The organism is Streptomyces sp. NPDC001351 (assembly GCF_042896045.1).
Classification (GTDB): Bacteria; Actinomycetota; Actinomycetes; order Streptomycetales; family Streptomycetaceae; genus Streptomyces.
This window is the reverse complement of sequence record NZ_JBIAWS010000017.1, coordinates 71,171-87,379: the sequence shown is the minus strand read 5'-3', so window position 1 is coordinate 87,379 and position 16,209 is coordinate 71,171. Positions and strand designations below refer to the sequence as shown.

Genomic DNA, 16,209 nt, shown 5'->3' with positions numbered 1-16,209 from the left:
GCAACAGCGCGACGCACACCCCGGCACGATGGGCCGAATGCATGATTACCCGCCCGAAACCTCTCGGGTGGACGGCGTGGCGGCTATGTCATATCGCAAGGAACCCTCTTTCGAGAACGGCAGAGTGAACATGCGCGGAAAACGACTCCGAACGCGATTCACCGTCATAGCCATGTCCCTGCTGGTCCCGGTCTGCGCGGCGGTAGGGGCCTTCGCGATGCAGGCCTCCTCCAGCCGGCTCCAGGTCGAAGGGCTCGGCGGCAAGGATGTGCTGGGCCGAGCCGACGTCCGCAACCCGCACCTTGCGATCACGGCCGAGGAGGGGGCCGACCTGGCCGGGCTGGAGGTGCGGCTCGACGGTAAACCGGTGCACACCCACCAAGCCGGCGGCCGCCTCATACTCGACATCCGCTCATTCGCCGAGGGGAAGCACGAACTGACGGCAACCTCCCGCAACGGCCTGCCGTTCCTGGATGACATGTCCCGGACGTTCACCGTGGACACCACCGCCCCGAAACTGCGGCTGTCCCGCAGCCGGGCCACCGGGCCCGGCGCACCGGTGACGGTAAGCGGCCGGGTCGAGGACGCCAGCCAGGTGAAGGTGTCCATAGCCGGCGCCCCCGTGACCGTCGGCGACGACGGCACCTTCTCCCGCCGGTTCGAAAAGCCCCCCACCCGTATCGAGGTGGCGGCCACCGACGCGGCAGGCAACGTCACCCGTGAGCACGTGAATGCGGTAGCGCCCTACCCCCTCACCCGGGCCGCGCACCTGACCGCCATCGGCTGGTCCTCGACCGAGGTCCGCAACCCGGTTCTCCAGCTCGTCAAGGACAAGAAGCTCAACGCCGTCGAACTCGACGTCAAGGACGAGAACGGCGAGGTCGGCTACGACTCCTCCGTGCCGCTGGCCCGTGAGATCGGCGCCGTGAAGAACCGCTACGACGCACACAAGGTGATCGACACCCTGCACGGCATGGGAGCCCGCGTCATCGGCCGCATCGTCGCCTTCCGCGACCCCATCCTGGCCCAGGCGTCCTACCGCCAGGGCAAGGACCACCGCCTGGTCCAGGCCCCTGACGGCAGCCCGTACGACGGCGGCCACTACGGCACACTCTCGTTCACGAACTTCGCCGATCCCGAGGTCCGCCAGTACAACATCGCCCTGGCCACCGAAGCGGCCAAGCTGGGCTTCGACGACATCCTGTACGACTACGTGCGCCGCCCCGACGGGAAGCTCTCCACACTGCGCTTCCCCGGCCTGGGCGACGAGACCCCCGAAGAGTCCATCGCCGAGTTCGTCGCCGACACCCAGCGCCGCATCCAGCCCGAAGGCAAGTACCTCGGCGTCTCCGTCTTCGGCATCGCCGCCACCCGGCCCACCGAAATCGCCCAGGACATCCCCGCCATGGCCCAGCACGCCGACTACATCGCTCCCATGGTCTACCCCTCGCACTGGGCCGCCGGGGAGTACGGGGTCGCCAGTCCGAACGCCAGCCCGTACGAGATCGTCAGCCGGTCGCTGGCCGACTTCGCCAAGCAGGTCAAGGGCACCAGGGCCGCGATCGTCCCCTGGCTCCAGGACTTCTCCCTGGGCGTCCACTACGGCCCCACCGAAGTCGCCGACCAGATCAGAGCCGCGGCGGGGGACGGCATGAACTCCTTCCTTCTCTGGAACGCCGGAGCCACGTATCAAGAAACGGCGCTGGCCACCCTGCGATGACGAGAGCCTGCCGCATCGGAAGATCCTCAACGGGCTCGTTCCCCGATCACCCGCGTGATCTCCTGGGCGATCCGCAGGATGCCGGGCGAGCGCACCGGGCACGGCTTCGGGGTGGCGGTGGTGGGCGCCAGGCAGAAGTGCAGATAGTCCTGGTCGAGGTGGAGGGCGGTGCGGTCGCGGCCCGGCTGGGTGCAGTAGTCGCGGTGTTCGTGCTCGTAGGCCGTGCACGGCAGGTACTGGGACCAGGTGTAGCGGGCGCCGGCGGGGCTCACCGTCGCGCCCGCGTCGGCGACCAGGTCGCCCGAGGCGGCGGCCTGCTGCTCGTACATCCGGTTCACGCGCCGGACGCGGTCGGGCGTGATCGGGTCCGGGCCCTGCAGCACCCACACGATCCGCGGACGTCTGCTGCCCCCCGCCGCGGCGATCTGCTCGGTGAGCCTGCGCAGATCGGCCCGGTAGCGGGTGAAGTACTTCTGCTGCGAGGCGTTGTAGGTGATGCCGTCCATGCACCACGTGTAGCCCCACGCGTTGCCCCAGAACTGCATGACCACATAGTCCGGATGCTGCGCACGGACCAGTGCCGCCGCCTTGTCCGCGTCCGGCACCAGCGACTTCGCCCCGGTGCCCTCCAGGTAGTCGCACAGGGTGGTGCCCGAGTACGGAGCACTCGTGTACTTTGCCCTCAGGTCCCGGCGCAGCTGCTGCCCGAGCACGTTCTGGGCCTCCATCGCGAGCGAATCCCCGAGATAGAGCACGCGCGGCGCCACGGCAGGGGCGCCCGGGGAGGCCGGGGCCTGCTGATGGGTCGTCGACGCCGACGCTCCCGTTACGGCGGGGGAGGGCGGTGCCTCCTGCGGGCCGGACGACGGGTCGCCGCACGCGCCGAGCAGCAGCACTCCGGTCAGCAGCATCCCCACGATCCACGGCTTCCGCATACGGCAACTCCAGCCCCGGCAACCGAAAACGGCTCCCCAGGCAAGCACAGCCGGGCCCAAGGCGGAAGACACGAGGGTGAGTTCAGGCGCCGTCCGGGCCCTCCAGCCGCTCCAGCAGGTCCAGGAGGTCGGTCAGCGGCAGCGGTTTGGCGAGGTGGGCGTCGAACCCGGCCGCCCGCGACTGGGCACGGTCGCTGCCCTGGCTGAACCCGGACACCGCGATCAGACGCGGCCTGCCGCCGTCCGGCCGCGTACGCAGGGCCCGTGCGACCGCGTAGCCGTCGATGTCCGGCAGCCCCAAGTCGCACAGGACGACGTCGAAGGCGTGCGCCTCGGTGGCGGTGAGCGCGTCCCGGCCCGTGTGCACCGCCGTGACCCGGTGGCCCTGGCGTTCCAGCAGGGTGCGGTAGGTGGCGGCCAGGTCCGCGTTGTCCTCGACGATCAGCAGGGACAGCCTGCGAGGGGAGCCGTGGACGGCCGGCGGCCGTGACGGGCGCGGGCTCACGGCGTCGGTCGTCGGCAGCAGCACCGTGAACATCGCGCCCTTGCCCGGCCCGTCGCTGTGCGCGGAGATGCGGCCGCCGTGCAGTTCCACCACGGTCCGCGCCACCGCGAGCCCGAGCCCCAGGCCCTCGGGGGTGTCCGGACCGGCCGGAGCGGCCCGCATGAACACCCCGAACAGCTCCTCGGCCTGGGCGGGGGAGAAGCCGATGCCGTCGTCCCGCACGGTCAGCCGGGCCTGTCCGTCGGCGGACGTCAGACCCACCTCGGTGCGGCCGCCCGGCCGGGTGTACTTCAGCGCGTTCGACAGCAGGTTCGTCAGCACCTGGGCCAGCCGCAGCCGGTCGCCGTCCACCATGACCGGCTCCGCGGGCAGCACGAGCGCCAGCGTGCGGCCCTCGTGCCCGAACAGTCCCCGGATGTCGGCGCACGCACCGTGCACGACGGACCGCAGGTCGACCGGATCGCACACCAGCTCCAGCCGCCCGGTCACCGCGCGCGTACCGTCCAGCAGGTCGTTGCTCATCCGTGCCAGCGTGCTCAGCTGCCGTTCCAGGACGGACAGCGCAGGATGACCCTCGGGCATGTCGAGGGCCAGCAGCTCGGTGGCCGCGGTGGCGGCCGCCAGCGGGTTGCGCAGCTCGTGCGAGAGCGTCGCGATGAACCGGTCCTTGGCCTGCTGCTCCTCCCGCAGCCTGCGGCCTGCCGCGTCCAGTTCGTGATTGGCCCGGCTCAGCTGCTCGTTCACCTCGCGGATCTCCCGCGCCCGTACGAAGAGGTCGATCTCCATGCCCTCGGCCCGCATCTCCGCCTCGGCGACGGCCCGCTGCTGCTCCCGTCCCACCCGCCGCAGACGCACGAACTCCGTGACGTCCTCGACCCGGTGGATGATGTAGCGCACCTGCCCGTCGTCACCGAGCACCGGTGTGTTGACCGGGCTCCAGTACCGCTCGGTGAAGCCGCCCTCCTCGCCCGCCAGGATGTCGTAGCGCTGCAGCGCCATCGTGTCCGTACGACCGCTCGCCACGACCGTCTGCAGCGAACGGCGCAGATTGGCGACACCGTCGGCCGACGGGTCGTCCGGGTTGTCGGGGAACACGTCGAAGACGGGGCGGCCCACGATGCTCCGCTCGGTGCGGGTCGCCGTGAGATAGGCGCGGTTGACCTCGACGATCGTGAAGTCGGGGCTGAGAATGAGCAGCGGGGACAGCGTCGCGTCGAACAGGCTCCGGAAGTCCGGCGCATCGGGCATGGTCGGACCTCCGCGGCCGAAGCGGTGACTACGGGTCGAGGCGGTAGCCGTAGCCGCGGACGGTGGTGATCCGCGGCGCGGGCGCGGGCAGGCCGGCGAGCTTGCCGCGCAGCCGGTACACGTGCTCCACCACGGTCGCCGCCTGCTGCCAGGACGTGCCCCAGATCCGCTCCAGCAGCTGCTCCGCCGAGAACACCCGGCCCGGTGCGGCAGCCAGCATCTCCAGCAGCGCGTACTCCTTGGGCCGCAGCATCAGCTGGACACCGTCGACGGACGCCAGGCGGGCGGCGGAGTCGACGCGCAGCACGCCGACCTGCAGCACGCTCGGCATCTCGGGCGGCTGCGAGCGGCGCAGCACGGCGTGGATGCGGGCCACCAGTTCCCGCTGGGAGAACGGCTTGACCAGGTAGTCGTCCGCACCGATCTCCAGGCCCGCCACCCGGTCGGCCTCCGCGCCGCGGCCCGACACGACGATGACCGGCAGCCGGCTCGTGGACCGCAGCGCCCGCAGCAGCTCCAGGCCGCTGCCGTCCGGCAGCCCCAGATCGAGAACGGCGAGATCGACACCGCCCTCGTACAGGGCGGCCTTCCCGGCGCGCGCGTCCATGGCCCAGGTGACCGTGAAACCCGCCCGCTCCAGATAGGAACGGCACATCAGTGCGAAGTCGGGGTCGTCCTCGATCAGAGCGAGGTGCGGTCGCATACCGCATCACCCGGACCGTCTGGCGTCCGCCCGTTGTGCCGCTGATGAGCGGGCGTTGATGCCCCGACCATGTGGCGAAGGTAGAACAGTAAATGCCCACGGTTCAAGGGGGAGCCGCTCGGGGGGGTTCCGGCACGGGCTTGTGCGATGCGGGGATGCCGCATTGATCGCACAGGCCCGTGCCGGCACGTGCGCCCCGGCGCGTGTGAGCCGCTACGGTGCGACCGAGGGGATCACACCCGGTCGGCCGCGATCAGCAGGTACTGGAAACTGCCGTTCTTGTACGCGGTCAGAAACGTGTCCTCGATGCCCGTGACCAGATGGTCCGCCTGCCGGCGCAGCTCCCAGTACGGGATGGCGTCGGCCGTGAGGTCCTGTACGTGGACGGGCACGAGACGGTGGCGGGCCATCGCCCGGAAGTACTCCGAGCGCGGGTGGATGTCGCAGATGTAGTGGGCGTTGATCTGGGACACCTCGCGGGACGCCCGCCCGTAGGTGTCGTTGTAGCAGCCGGTGACCACCACATAGCGCCCGCCCCGGCGCAGCAGCCGGGAGTGCTCGGCGAACAGGAGCTCCAACTCGACGTACATGGTCGACTCGTTGTTCCACGACGCCGCGTACGCGCCGGTCGCGAAGCCGGTGTCGAGCATGTTGCGGTGGTGGTAGCGCACCTGGGCGTCGATGCCCCGCTTGCGGGCCTGCTCGTTCGCGAAGGCGGCCTGCTTGGCGGAGATCGTCACACCGTCCGCGTGGCAGCCGTAGCGCAGATGTGCCACGACACTGCCGCCGCCGCGCCCGCAGCCGGCGTCGAAGACGCGGTCGGCGGGGGAGAGCGGACCGAGGTGGCCGGCGAGGAGCTCCGCCTGGGCGTGTTCCAGGCGGTGCAGTTCGGTGGTGATCCGTCCCCGACGCAGGTCGGGGTCGGGCTCGTCGAGCACGGTCCAGTCGACGTCCCCGACGCCGTAGTGGTGGTGATAGAGGTCGTCGATCTTGCCCAGTTCGAGGTTGACCGGGTTCTCCTCGGCGTTCCAGTAGTCCGCGACGCGGTTCTGGTACGTGGACTGGGTCGGCACCGGTGCCGCCTTGGTGTCGGCGTGGGGGGCGATGGTCAACTAGGACTCCTCGTGGTGCGTCTGACGGGATGTCAGCACAGCGGTTGTTACCAGTAGTTGGGCAGGTGGTAGCGGTGGGTGTTGGTGGCGTGCCACTCGTGGTTTCCGGCCACCCAGTCGGACAGGCCCCGCGCGTAGCGCTCCACCAGGGGCGAGGTGGCGGACAGGAGGGCGGACTCGTCCTCGAACGCGGTCATGATCTCGTTGTGGATCTCGACGGCCTTCAGATAGGCGGCCTTCAGCCCGCACCGCTCGTTGGCGGCGAGGACCTGGGGCAGGTTGAGGTGGGTGGGGTCGCTCGCCAGCTCCTTGGTGAAGGAGTACAGGTCGTTGACGATGGTGGTGGCGTTGCAGGCGAGTGCGGTGATGCGCTGGATCTCCGGGCGGGCGTAGACGGCCTCCGGCAGCTCGTATCCGTCCACCGCGTCGATGATCGACAGACAGGGGCGGAAGTTGTTGAACTGCCGCATCACCAGGTACTCCCACACCTGCGGCATGTGCCGGATCTCCGCCCATGCGGCCTCGCCGAGATAACCCAGGTGCAGCCGCGCCATGTCGTGCACGAACCGGTCGGTCTGGCTGGGGGTGGCGACGGCGGCGAAGTCCTTCATCGCCCAGTGGTAGGAGCGCAGCGGTCCGTCGGCCTGCACTCCGTGCGCCCACTGCTCCTGCAGCGCGGGTGTGCTGTGGAAGGGGTCGAGCGCCGACTGGGCCAGGATCAGCCGGCCGCCCAGGCCGCGGCGGGCGCCGCCCCTGCCCTCGTCCTCCTCGCAGTAGCAGCTGTCGACGAGGTTCTCCGCCAGCAGGAACTTGCCGGCGGCGGTCAGACGGTCCAGGTCGGCCGCCGCCGGATGCTGCAGCACCACGGCCCGGCCGAACTGGAAGCCCGAGAAGTCCCCGGACCAGGCCTTCGGGAACAGGTCGAGGCCGTGGGCCCAGGCCTCCAGCCTGCGGTCGACCTCCTCCACCTTCGCCGGGTCGGCGGGGGCGACCTGCCGGTACTTGAGGCCGGGGATCGCCCCGCCGCGCCGGGTGCGCACGGCGCGGGCCAGATTGGGCGGCCCCGGCAGCGAGGACGGGGCGGCGGGCGTGCTCATTGCGTACTCCACCCTCAGTCGGCCGTCCGGCCGATCTGGACGTTCTCCAGGATCCCGGCGGCGTCCGGCACCAGGATGGCCAGCGAGTAGTAGGCGGTCACCAGGTAGCGGATGATCGCGGCCGTGTCGATGCCCATGAACCGCACGTTCAGGCCAGGCTGGAACTCGTCGGGGATGCCGGTCTGGTAGAGCCCGATCACCCCCTGGTCGGACTCCCCGGTGCGCAGCGCGATGATGCTGCTGGTGTGATCGCGGCTGATCGGGATCTTGTTGCAGGGGAAGATCGGGACCCCCCGCCAGGCCGGGATCTCGTGCCCCTCGACGCTCGCCGTGCCCGGCACCAGGCCGCGCCGGTTGCACTGCCGGAAGAAGGCCGCGATCGCCTTCGGATGGGCGAGGAACACCTTGGTCTTGCGGCGCATGGCCAGCAGTTCGTCCATGTCGTCCGGGGTCGGCGGCCCGGTGAAGGTGCTGACGCGCTGGCCGTAGTCGACGTTGTGCAGGAGCCCGAACTCCCGGTTGTTGACCAGCTCCCACTCCTGGCGCTCGCGGATCTCCTCGACCGTCAGGCGCAGCTGCTGCTCGGTCTGGTTCATCGGGTTGTTGTAGAGGTCGGCGACCCGGGTGTGCACCCGCAGCACGGTCTGGGTGAGCGACAGCTCGTACTCGCGCGGCGCCAGGTCGTAGTTCACGAAGCCGCCGGTCAGCGTCGGCTCGCCGACATGGCCGGCCTGTACGGGGACGTCCGCCTCGCCCTTGCGGTTCATCGGCAGCTTCTGGCGCGCCGCGAACGCCTCCAGATGCGCGGCGAGGGAAGGCACCCGGTCGGTGAACTCCCTGACCACGTCCCAGGGCAGCACCAGCAGCACGCCGGCCGTCTCCGCCCGTACCGAGCTCAGCCACAGCGGGCTGGACTGCCCGATGGCCTCGTCGCCCATCTGGTCGCCGTCGGTGACGACTCCGATGATCTCCTCCTCGCCGTACTTGCCCTCGGTGAAGCGGGTGAACCTGCCGTGCACCACGAGATAGGCCTCGGTGACCCGCTGCCCGGCCTGGAACAGCACCTGTCCCGCCCGCACCTCCCGGACCCGGAAGCGGTTGGCGACCTCCTTGAGGACGTCGGTGTCGGAGTAGCCGCGCAGCACCGGCAGCTCGGTGAGTGTCTCGGGGATGACCTTGATGTCGTCGGCGCCGTTCTGCTCGAACTGCACCCGCCCGCGGCCGATCCGCAGCTGCAGACGCCGGTTGACCCGGTAGGTGCCGCCCTTGACGTCCACCCACGGCAGCGTCCGCAGCAGCCAGCGCGAGCTGATGGCCTGCATCTGCGGTTCGGACTTGGTCGTCGTGGCGAGCTGGCGCGCCGCCTGGGTGCTGAGACTGGTCAGCTGCCCCTCGCCGACGGGTTCGGGGACGGGTTCGTCGGTGGCGGGTCCGGTGGCGCTTTCGGGGGCGGACACATTCCCTCCTTGGGGACATACACGGCCATGTACAGGAGTGGGCGGAGTGGTCGGGGATGAAGGCGACGCCGCGATGGACGACAGCTCGGCGTCGCATGTACAAGGCAAACAGCCCCACGGATGCCCCGGTACGGCGCGAAGGGGGCGGTTTCAGCTCCTGGTAACGCAAACCTCGCGAACGAGGCAGCGCACCGGAGCCTCCACACTCCCGCGCCCCTCACTCGATCCCGTGCGCCCCCGCCGTCGCGCCCGTCCCTACAGGTCGTTCGTCAGTACGGCCGCCCCGTCGAAGCGCCCGGCCTTGAGGTCCCGCAGGGCCTCGTCGGCCCGTGTCAGGGGATAGGTGTGGGTGGTGGCGTGGATGCCGTGCCGGGCGGCCAGGGCCAGGAACTCGCGGGCGTCCTCGCGGGTGTTGGAGGTGACGCTGCGGATCTGCTTCTCGTAGAACAGGTCGCTCTCGTAGTGCAGGGGTGGTGTGTCGCTGAGGTGGATGCCGGCGATCGAGAGGGTGCCGCCGCGGTCGAGGGCCCGCAGCGCGACCGGCACCAGGTCGCCGACAGGGGCGAACAGGATCGCGCTGTCCAGGGGCTCGGGTGGCATGGCGTACGCGTCCTGCGCGGAGGCGGCGCCCAGGCCGAGCGCGAGCTGCCGCGGCGCCGCCCCGCGGGTCATCACGTGCACGGTGGCGCCCTCGGCCAGCGCCAGCTGCGCACACAGGTGGGCGCTGCCGCCGAACCCGTACAGACCGAGCCGTCCGCCCGGCGGCAGTGCCGCTCGCCGCAGCGCGCGGTAGCCGATGATCCCGGCGCACAGCAGCGGCGCGAGCGCCACGTCGTCCACGGCCTCCGGCAGGCGGTGGGCGAACGCGGCGGGCACGGTCGTGTACTCGGCGTAGCCGCCGTCCGCGTCCCAGCCGGTGTACCGCGAGGACGGGCACAGGTTCTCGGCCCCGCGCGCGCAGTACCCGCAGGTGCCGTCCGTGCGCCGCAGCCACGCCACCCCCACGCGGTTCCCGGCCGCGAAGCCCGCGACCTGCGCCCCGGACCCGGCCACCACGCCCACGACCTCGTGGCCGGGTGTCACCCCCGCCCGGCGCACCGGCAGATCGCCCTCGCTGACATGCAGGTCGGTGCGGCACACCCCGCAGGCGCGCACCTGCACGAGCAGCTCGTCCTCGCCCGGCACGGGTAGCGGCTTCTCCACGAGCCGCAGGCCGTTCTTCTCGACCGGCCCCGGTGTCACCACCGACCACGCACGCATCGTCCCGTCCGCCATACCGCACCCCGTCCGCCGTGTCGAAAGTGTGCCGAGGCCCTCCTCGTCCAGTCTGGAACGGACCCGGGCGTTCGGCGCGCGCTTCGCCGCACGCATGACTAGCGTGAGGAAACGGACCATCCGCCGATTCGGGAGAGGGCCGCAGCCATGGCCGTACAACCTGAGGGAACCCCCTGTTGGGCCGACGCGATGTTCGGCGACGTGGAGGGAGCGAAGAGCTTCTACGGTGACGTCCTCGGCTGGACCTTCGGCGAGGCGTCGTCGGAGTACGGCAACTACACCCAGGCCTACGCGGACGGCAAGGCGGTCGCCGCCGTCGTGCCGCCGATGCCGGGTCAGGAGGCCTCGTCGCAGTGGTGCCTGTACTTCGCCTCACCGGACGCCGCCGCCACCGCCGCCAGGATCAGGGAGAACGGCGGCGAGGTGCTGATGGAGCCCATGCAGGTCGGCGACTTCGGCACCATGTGCCTCGCCCGCGAACCCAGCGGCGCCGTCTTCGGCGTCTGGCAGGGCGGCACCCACGAGGGCTTCGAGGCGACCGCCGAGCCGGGCGCCTACGGCTGGGCCGAGGTCTTCACCCGTGAACCCGAGAAGGCCGACGCGTTCTTCAGCGCCGTCTTCCCGTACACGGCCCAGCAGATCGTCGACGACAATGTCGACTTCCGCATGTTCAACCTCGGCGACACCACGGTCCTCGGCCGGATGAAGATGGGCGAGGAGTTCCCGCCCGAGGTGCCGTCCTACATCAATCTCTACTTCGTCGTCCCCGACTGCGACGACGCGGTCGCCAAGGCCACCAAGCTCGGCGGCGTCCTGCGCTTCGGGCCGATGGACAGCCCCTACGGCCGGTTCGCGGCGATCAGCGACCCGCAGGGCGCGAACTTCTCGGTGATCGACATCACGAGGACCGAGGGAGAGCTGCCGAAGACGAAGGACGTCTAGGGCGTACGAGGCGCCTCCCGGACGATGGTCGAGGTCCCCTCCCGCCCGTGGCATGATCGAGGCCATGCGTGAACGTGTGGTGGCCGCGTGCGACGGGGCTTCGAAGGGAAATCCGGGACCGGCGGGCTGGGCATGGGTGGTCTCCGACGACTCCGCGACCCCGGCCCGCTGGGAGGCGGGGCCGCTCGGTACGGCAACCAACAACGTCGCCGAACTCACCGCCCTGGAACGCCTGTTGGCGGCGACCGACCCAGGCGTCCCGCTCGAGGTCCGCATGGACTCGCAGTACGCCATGAAGGCCGTCACCACCTGGCTGCCCGGCTGGAAGCGCAACGGCTGGAAGACCTCCGCCGGCAAGCCGGTCGCCAACCAGGAACTGGTCGTCCGCATCGACGAACTGCTGGATGGCCGCACGGTCGAGTTCCGCTACGTGCCCGCCCACCAGGTCGACGGCGACCCGCTCAACGACTTCGCCGACCGCGCCGCCAGCCAGGCCGCCAAGGTCCAGGAGCCCGCGGGCAGCGACCTCGGTTCACCGGCGCCGCCGCCCTCCCCGGACACGCCGTCCTCGAGCGCCCCGCGCCGCAAGCCGGCCGCGTCCCGGCAGCGTACGGGCTCGTCGTCCCGCACCATCAAGGCGAAGTTCCCGGGCCGCTGCCTGTGCGGCCGTTCCTATGCGGCCGGTGAGCCCATCGCCAAGAACGGGCAGGGCTGGGGGCACCCGGAGTGCCGTACGGCGGAGGCCGGTTAGGGCCGGGCCGTACGGCACACCGTTCAGGACCGGGCGCAGGTCAGGTGACCACGCCGCGCCACTCGCCGGTCTCCTGGCCGCGCGCCTCGATGAACTTCTTGAAGCGCTCCAGGTCGCCCTTGGTCTGCCGCTTCACGAAGCCGAGCTTGTCGCCGACCTGTTCGGCGACGGTGTCGGGATGGAAGTCCATCTGCAGCATGACCTTGGTGTGGTTGTCGTCGAGGCGGTGGAAGGTCACCGCCCCGGCCTGCCGGGCCTGACCGGCGACGGTCGTCCAGGCGACCCGCTCGTCCGGGATCTGCTCGGTGATCTCCGCGTCGAACTCCCGGTGCACGCCGTTGACGCTGGTCACCCAGTGCGTGAGCGTGTCGGTGCGCTGTTCGATGCGGTCCACCCCGTTCATGAACTCGGGGAACGTCTCGAACTGAGTCCACTGGTTGTAGGCGGTGTGCACCGGGACGCCGACCTCGATGGATTCCTCGACCTGCGACACGGGTGAACCCCTCCTTCGCTCTGACATCGGTTGCGTCCGGCGCGGGTACCCCTGACCTGCGGAGCAAACCGCCCGGACGCGGCCGTCAGTCGGTGTCGAAGGTGTAGTGGGCGGTGTGGTCCAGCAGATCGGCGGGCCGAACGTCGTTCCACGGCTTCATCGTCTCGTCGAGGTCGACCACGTCCGGCGTTCCGCCGGTCGGCAGATAGCCGGAGCCGGGGTGGCGCCGCTGCCACTCGGCCCACAGCTTGTCGATGTAGGCGTGGTGGAGCCAGAACACGGGGTCGTTGGGGGAGACCCCTGTGGCCATCTGCCCGCCGACCCACACATGGACCCGGTTGTGCAGATTCACGCCGCGCCAGCCCTCCAGATGGTTGCGGAAGCCGTCCGAGGCGCTGTTCCACGGCGGCATGTCGTATATCGCCGTGGACAGCACCGACTCGACCTCGGCCCGGGTCGGCAACTCCCGTACGTTCGCTCCGAGCTGGCGGCGCAGGAAGGTACGCCCGTCGACCCGCACGTTGATCGGCCAGTTGCCCGCGGACGCGGCGAAGGGGCCGTCCATCACCTGGCCGTCACGGGAGCGCCCGGTGCCGCCGAGGAAGTCCGGTGCCCACAGCGAGGAACGCGGCGAGCGGTCGGTGCTCCAGTCCCAGTAGGGCAGCGCGACCGAGGCGTCCACCGACTGCAGTGCGCTCTCGAACTCCAGCAGGAATCTTCGGTGCCAGGGCAGGAAGGACGGCGAACGGTGCCCGGTGCGTTCGCCGTTGTCGGTGTCGCCGAGGATGAAGGCGTTGTGGGTGGTGACGAAGGTGTCGTAGCGGCCGCTGCGCTTGAGTTCGACGACGGCGGCGACGAAGCGCCGCTTCTCGTCGGCCGTCAGGCTCGCCTGGTTCTTGCGGACGGTCATGGTGCGGATGCTCCCAAGATGCTTGCGGGACGGGTCAGTTGGCGGGGAAGGGGAGGAGCCGGGCGCCCTGCAGTTCGTCGACGGCGGCACGTGCGGCCGCGTGCGGCGTGGGCACCGGGGCGTAGTGGCTGACGATGCTGATCCAGGTGCCGTCGGCGTTCTGCATGACGTGCAGTTCGACCCCGTCGACGAGGACGGCGTAGTTCATGCCGTGGTGGTGACCGCCCCCGGAGGCCGGCCGGCCCTGTATCCGGCGGCCTTTGTAGACCTCGTCGAAGGGTTCGGGGGAGCCGGGGTGCTGGTGGTCCGCGGCGGTCGCGGCAGGGGCGGCGGCGGTGTGGGCGGCGGCGGCCGCGGTGAGGGCGGCCGCCGCGGTGAGCGCGCGGCGTCGGGTGAGGGCCGGCATACGGGATCTCCAGGGTGCGTTCGGTTGACGACCCGGAATGCCTATCGGCCCCGCCGAGAGCAGGAGAAATCCGTCGAGAGCGGTTGGCTGTGATCAGGACAATTGCCGACATGTTGTACAAGGCTGAACCAAGATGATCTTGCCGTGGGGCTGCCCCGCAACGCCCGGAAGGGGAAATTCCTTCTGGCCGCCCCTGGTGTTCCGGGTGGTCCTTGGCGGGTGAGCGCGCCGTCAGTGGCCTGCCTCACCTCGGGAAGCTGACGCGATCCGGTCGCCCGGCCTCCGTAACCGGACCAAGGGCACCCGCCGTCGCGGACCGGCGTCCCTCTTGGGTGAATGGCAATTCACCGGCTATGGTGAATTGCCATTCACCCGTATTTTCGATGCAGCGTCGCTGGAGTGCCGATGGACCAGCCAGGCCCGATACCCCGCACCGCCGGAAGGGGAGCCCTGCGTGACCGGCTCACGATTCCGGTGCTGGCGTTCGGCGGCATCCTCATGGCCGTCATGCAGACCGTCGTCGTACCGCTCCTGCCCGATCTGCCGCGCCTGACGGGCTCCTCGGCCGGCACGGTCTCCTGGATGGTCACGGCGACCCTGCTGTCCGGTGCCGTGCTCACCCCGGTGCTCGGCCGGGCCGGCGACATGTACGGCAAGCGCAAGGTGCTGACCTCGGCGCTCGTCCTGATGACCGTCGGCTCGGTGATGTGCGCCCTGTCGTCCGACATCGTCGTCCTGATCGCCGCACGCGCCCTGCAGGGCGCCGCCGCCTCCGTGGTGCCGTTGTCGATCAGCATCCTGCGCGACGAGCTGCCGCCGGAGCGCCGTGGCTCCGCGGTGGCGCTGATGAGCTCCACCGTCGGCATCGGCGCCGCCCTGGGCCTGCCGCTGGCCGCGCTGGTCGTGCAGTACGCCGACTGGCACACCATGTTCTGGCTGACCAGCGCCCTCGGCGCGCTCGGCGTGACGGGGGTGTGGTGGGCGGTGAAGGAGTCGCCCGTGCGGCAGCCCGGCCGCTTCGACATACCGGGCACGCTGGGTCTGGCCGCAGGACTGGTGTGCCTGCTGCTGGGCGTCTCGCAGGGCGGACAGTGGGGGTGGGGGAGCGCGCGTGTCGTCGGCCTCTTCCTCGGCGCCGTCGTCGTACTGGCCCTGTGGTGGTGGCAGCAGCTGCGCACCGAACTCCCGCTGGTCGACCTGCGGCTGGTGTCCAGACCGCGGGTGGGCCTGTCGCATGTGGCGGCGCTGTTCACCGGGTTCGCCTTCTACGCCAACTCCCTGGTGACCGCCCAGCTCGTGCAGGCGCCCAAGGCCACCGGGTACGGGCTCGGGCTGTCGATCGTGCAGACCGGCCTGTGTCTGCTGCCCGGCGGCGTCACCATGCTGCTGTTCTCCCCCCTCTCGGCCCGCATCTCCGCGGCCCGCGGCCCCCGCATCACCCTCGCCCTCGGGGCCGCGGTCATCGCCTGCGGCTACGCGGTGCGCATCGCCGACAGCCGCGACCTCTGGATGATCATCCTGGGCGCGACGGTGGTGTCGACCGGCACCACCCTCGCCTACTCGGCCCTGCCCACCCTGATCCTGCGTGCCGTACCGGCCGAGCAGACCGCCTCCGCCAACGGCGTCAACGTCCTGATGCGCACCATCGGCCAGGCCGTCTCCAGCGCCGCCGTCGCCGCCGTACTGGTCCACCACACCAGCCTGGTGGGCTCAGCCCCCGTGCCCACCCTGCACGGCTATCTGCTCGCCTTCGGCATCGCAGGCGCGGTCGCCCTGACGGCCGGCGCCGCGGCCCTGACCATCCCGGGCGACGCGACGGGCGGGACACCCCGAGCCCGCGGGCGGACCCAGGATCCCCGTGACGAGGCGCTGGAGGGAGCATGAGTGCCGTGAGCACTCCCCCCGCCACCTCCGCGCCCGCCCGCCGGGACGCCGAGGCGACGAAGGCGGCCATCCTCAAGGCGGCCCGCCACCTGCTGGCCCGCCACGCCCACGCCGACATCACGCTCAAGGCGGTCGCCGAACGGGCCGGTGTCAGCGCGCCGTTGATCCTGAAGTACTTCGGCAACAAGGACGCCCTCTTCGCCCGCGTCATGTCCTTCGAGACCGACGCCGAGGCCCTGCTCGACGCTCCGCTGGACGAGCTCGGCCGGCACATGGTCCGCCATGTGCTGGTCAGCCAGTCGCAGCAGGGCGCCGACCCGCTCCTGCGGATCGTGTTCGCGCCCCTGCACGGCGCCCAGGGCGACATCCTGCGGGCCAACTTCCGCACCCAGGTCACCGACCGACTCACCGCACGCCTCGACGGCCCCGAAGCGGGCCTGCGCGCCGAGCTGGCCGTCGCGCACCTGCTGGGCCTGGGGGTGATGTACGGCATCGCGCGCGGCACTCATGTGCGGGGCGCCGCACTGGAGGAGACCGTGGACCGTTACGCACCCGCGCTCCAGGCGCACCTCACACCGGGCGGAACCCGGCGGCCGTAGCCACGAAGCGGTCGGGCTCACCGAGCCGGGGCACGGCCGGCCACCGGCTGCTCCACAGGACCGGCACACGGGAAGAGCCCGGCGAACTCGGACACCGCCGCCGGCGGCGAACCGAAACCGACCGCATCCGTCGGCGCCGACGCCGAGAGCCGCCTCGGTGCCCCCAAGGCCC

The 16,209-nt window shown here is 70.8% G+C and carries 15 protein-coding genes; 5 read left to right on the top strand and 10 right to left on the bottom strand.

Going from position 1 to position 16,209, the window contains the following annotated elements; genetic code table 11:
- Positions 1-172 precede the first annotated feature (172 nt).
- Entirely contained in the window at positions 173-1,720 is a 1,548-nt protein-coding gene (locus ACFY1U_RS42495) for a putative glycoside hydrolase (RefSeq protein WP_390699436.1), read from the top strand.
- Positions 1,721-1,746: 26 nt separating this feature from the next.
- On the opposite strand, the gene ACFY1U_RS42490 is transcribed toward ACFY1U_RS42495, so the two are convergent.
- The 7 genes from ACFY1U_RS42490 to ACFY1U_RS42460 form a co-directional block, all read right to left on the bottom strand.
- Positions 1,747-2,655, bottom strand: a complete 909-nt coding sequence (locus ACFY1U_RS42490; RefSeq protein ID WP_390699435.1) for an SGNH/GDSL hydrolase family protein — start codon at positions 2,653-2,655, stop codon at positions 1,747-1,749.
- A gap of 82 nt (positions 2,656-2,737) precedes the next feature.
- Positions 2,738-4,408, bottom strand: a complete 1,671-nt coding sequence (locus ACFY1U_RS42485; protein WP_390699434.1) for an ATP-binding protein — start codon at positions 4,406-4,408, stop codon at positions 2,738-2,740.
- Between the two features lie 28 nt (positions 4,409-4,436).
- Positions 4,437-5,111 carry a response regulator transcription factor gene (locus ACFY1U_RS42480; RefSeq protein WP_390699433.1) on the bottom strand — a complete coding sequence of 225 codons (675 nt, stop codon included), beginning with the start codon at positions 5,109-5,111 and terminating at the stop codon, positions 4,437-4,439.
- A 233-nt stretch (positions 5,112-5,344) separates the two neighbouring features.
- On the bottom strand, positions 5,345-6,223 hold the full coding sequence (locus tag ACFY1U_RS42475) for a geranyl diphosphate 2-C-methyltransferase (RefSeq protein ID WP_390699432.1): 879 nt from the start codon (positions 6,221-6,223) through the stop codon (positions 5,345-5,347).
- Positions 6,224-6,270: 47 nt separating this feature from the next.
- Positions 6,271-7,320 (bottom strand): family 2 encapsulin nanocompartment cargo protein terpene cyclase, encoded by a 1,050-nt coding sequence (locus ACFY1U_RS42470; RefSeq protein WP_390699431.1) that lies wholly within the window; start codon positions 7,318-7,320, stop codon positions 6,271-6,273.
- Between the two features lie 14 nt (positions 7,321-7,334).
- Positions 7,335-8,777: a family 2B encapsulin nanocompartment shell protein gene (locus ACFY1U_RS42465; protein ID WP_390699430.1), complete on the bottom strand. Its 1,443-nt coding sequence runs from the start codon at positions 8,775-8,777 to the stop codon at positions 7,335-7,337.
- Positions 8,778-9,032: 255 nt separating this feature from the next.
- On the bottom strand, positions 9,033-10,037 hold the full coding sequence (locus ACFY1U_RS42460) for a zinc-binding alcohol dehydrogenase family protein (protein WP_390699565.1): 1,005 nt from the start codon (positions 10,035-10,037) through the stop codon (positions 9,033-9,035).
- A 162-nt stretch (positions 10,038-10,199) separates the two neighbouring features.
- Here ACFY1U_RS42460 and ACFY1U_RS42455 point away from each other — a divergent pair, with 162 nt between their 5' ends.
- Together ACFY1U_RS42455 and ACFY1U_RS42450 are read left to right on the top strand one after the other, a co-directional pair.
- Positions 10,200-10,994, top strand: coding sequence for a VOC family protein (locus ACFY1U_RS42455; RefSeq protein ID WP_390699429.1), 795 nt, complete (start codon positions 10,200-10,202; stop codon positions 10,992-10,994).
- 52 nt (positions 10,995-11,046) lie between these two features.
- Positions 11,047-11,745, top strand: a complete 699-nt coding sequence (locus ACFY1U_RS42450) for a ribonuclease H (RefSeq protein ID WP_390699428.1) — start codon at positions 11,047-11,049, stop codon at positions 11,743-11,745.
- A 40-nt stretch (positions 11,746-11,785) separates the two neighbouring features.
- Here the strand turns inward: ACFY1U_RS42450 and ACFY1U_RS42445 are convergent, their stop codons facing one another.
- From ACFY1U_RS42445 to ACFY1U_RS42435, 3 genes are all read right to left on the bottom strand, one after another.
- Positions 11,786-12,238: an SRPBCC family protein gene (locus tag ACFY1U_RS42445; protein WP_365837715.1), complete on the bottom strand. Its 453-nt coding sequence runs from the start codon at positions 12,236-12,238 to the stop codon at positions 11,786-11,788.
- 85 nt (positions 12,239-12,323) lie between these two features.
- A complete protein-coding gene (locus ACFY1U_RS42440) occupies positions 12,324-13,148 on the bottom strand; it encodes a tyrosinase family protein (protein ID WP_390699427.1) in 825 nt (274 codons plus the stop codon).
- A 34-nt stretch (positions 13,149-13,182) separates the two neighbouring features.
- Positions 13,183-13,554 (bottom strand): tyrosinase cofactor, encoded by a 372-nt coding sequence (locus tag ACFY1U_RS42435; RefSeq protein ID WP_390699426.1) that lies wholly within the window; start codon positions 13,552-13,554, stop codon positions 13,183-13,185.
- A 405-nt stretch (positions 13,555-13,959) separates the two neighbouring features.
- Here ACFY1U_RS42435 and ACFY1U_RS42430 point away from each other — a divergent pair, with 405 nt between their 5' ends.
- Together ACFY1U_RS42430 and ACFY1U_RS42425 are read left to right on the top strand one after the other, a co-directional pair.
- Positions 13,960-15,438 carry an MDR family MFS transporter gene (locus ACFY1U_RS42430; protein WP_390699425.1) on the top strand — a complete coding sequence of 493 codons (1,479 nt, stop codon included), beginning with the start codon at positions 13,960-13,962 and terminating at the stop codon, positions 15,436-15,438.
- A complete protein-coding gene (locus tag ACFY1U_RS42425) occupies positions 15,435-16,037 on the top strand; it encodes a TetR family transcriptional regulator (protein WP_390699424.1) in 603 nt (200 codons plus the stop codon). The genes ACFY1U_RS42430 and ACFY1U_RS42425 overlap by 4 nt, the downstream gene beginning before the upstream one ends.
- Positions 16,038-16,209: the final 172 nt, after the last annotated feature.

What these genes read in the sequence shown, in the direction of transcription:
- ACFY1U_RS42495 (WP_390699436.1), top strand. Translation starts at nt 173, where the DNA reads ATGTCCCTGCTGGTCCCGGTCTGCGCGGCGGTAGGGGCCTTCGCGATG.
- ACFY1U_RS42490 (WP_390699435.1), bottom strand. Translation starts at nt 2,655, where the DNA reads ATGCGGAAGCCGTGGATCGTGGGGATGCTGCTGACCGGAGTGCTGCTG.
- ACFY1U_RS42485 (WP_390699434.1), bottom strand. Translation starts at nt 4,408, where the DNA reads ATGCCCGATGCGCCGGACTTCCGGAGCCTGTTCGACGCGACGCTGTCC.
- ACFY1U_RS42480 (WP_390699433.1), bottom strand. Translation starts at nt 5,111, where the DNA reads ATGCGACCGCACCTCGCTCTGATCGAGGACGACCCCGACTTCGCACTG.
- ACFY1U_RS42470 (WP_390699431.1), bottom strand. Translation starts at nt 7,320, where the DNA reads ATGAGCACGCCCGCCGCCCCGTCCTCGCTGCCGGGGCCGCCCAATCTG.
- ACFY1U_RS42460 (WP_390699565.1), bottom strand. Translation starts at nt 10,037, where the DNA reads ATGCGTGCGTGGTCGGTGGTGACACCGGGGCCGGTCGAGAAGAACGGC.
- ACFY1U_RS42455 (WP_390699429.1), top strand. Translation starts at nt 10,200, where the DNA reads ATGGCCGTACAACCTGAGGGAACCCCCTGTTGGGCCGACGCGATGTTC.
- ACFY1U_RS42450 (WP_390699428.1), top strand. Translation starts at nt 11,047, where the DNA reads ATGATCGAGGCCATGCGTGAACGTGTGGTGGCCGCGTGCGACGGGGCT.
- ACFY1U_RS42440 (WP_390699427.1), bottom strand. Translation starts at nt 13,148, where the DNA reads ATGACCGTCCGCAAGAACCAGGCGAGCCTGACGGCCGACGAGAAGCGG.
- ACFY1U_RS42435 (WP_390699426.1), bottom strand. Translation starts at nt 13,554, where the DNA reads ATGCCGGCCCTCACCCGACGCCGCGCGCTCACCGCGGCGGCCGCCCTC.
- ACFY1U_RS42430 (WP_390699425.1), top strand. Translation starts at nt 13,960, where the DNA reads ATGGACCAGCCAGGCCCGATACCCCGCACCGCCGGAAGGGGAGCCCTG.
- ACFY1U_RS42425 (WP_390699424.1), top strand. Translation starts at nt 15,435, where the DNA reads ATGAGTGCCGTGAGCACTCCCCCCGCCACCTCCGCGCCCGCCCGCCGG.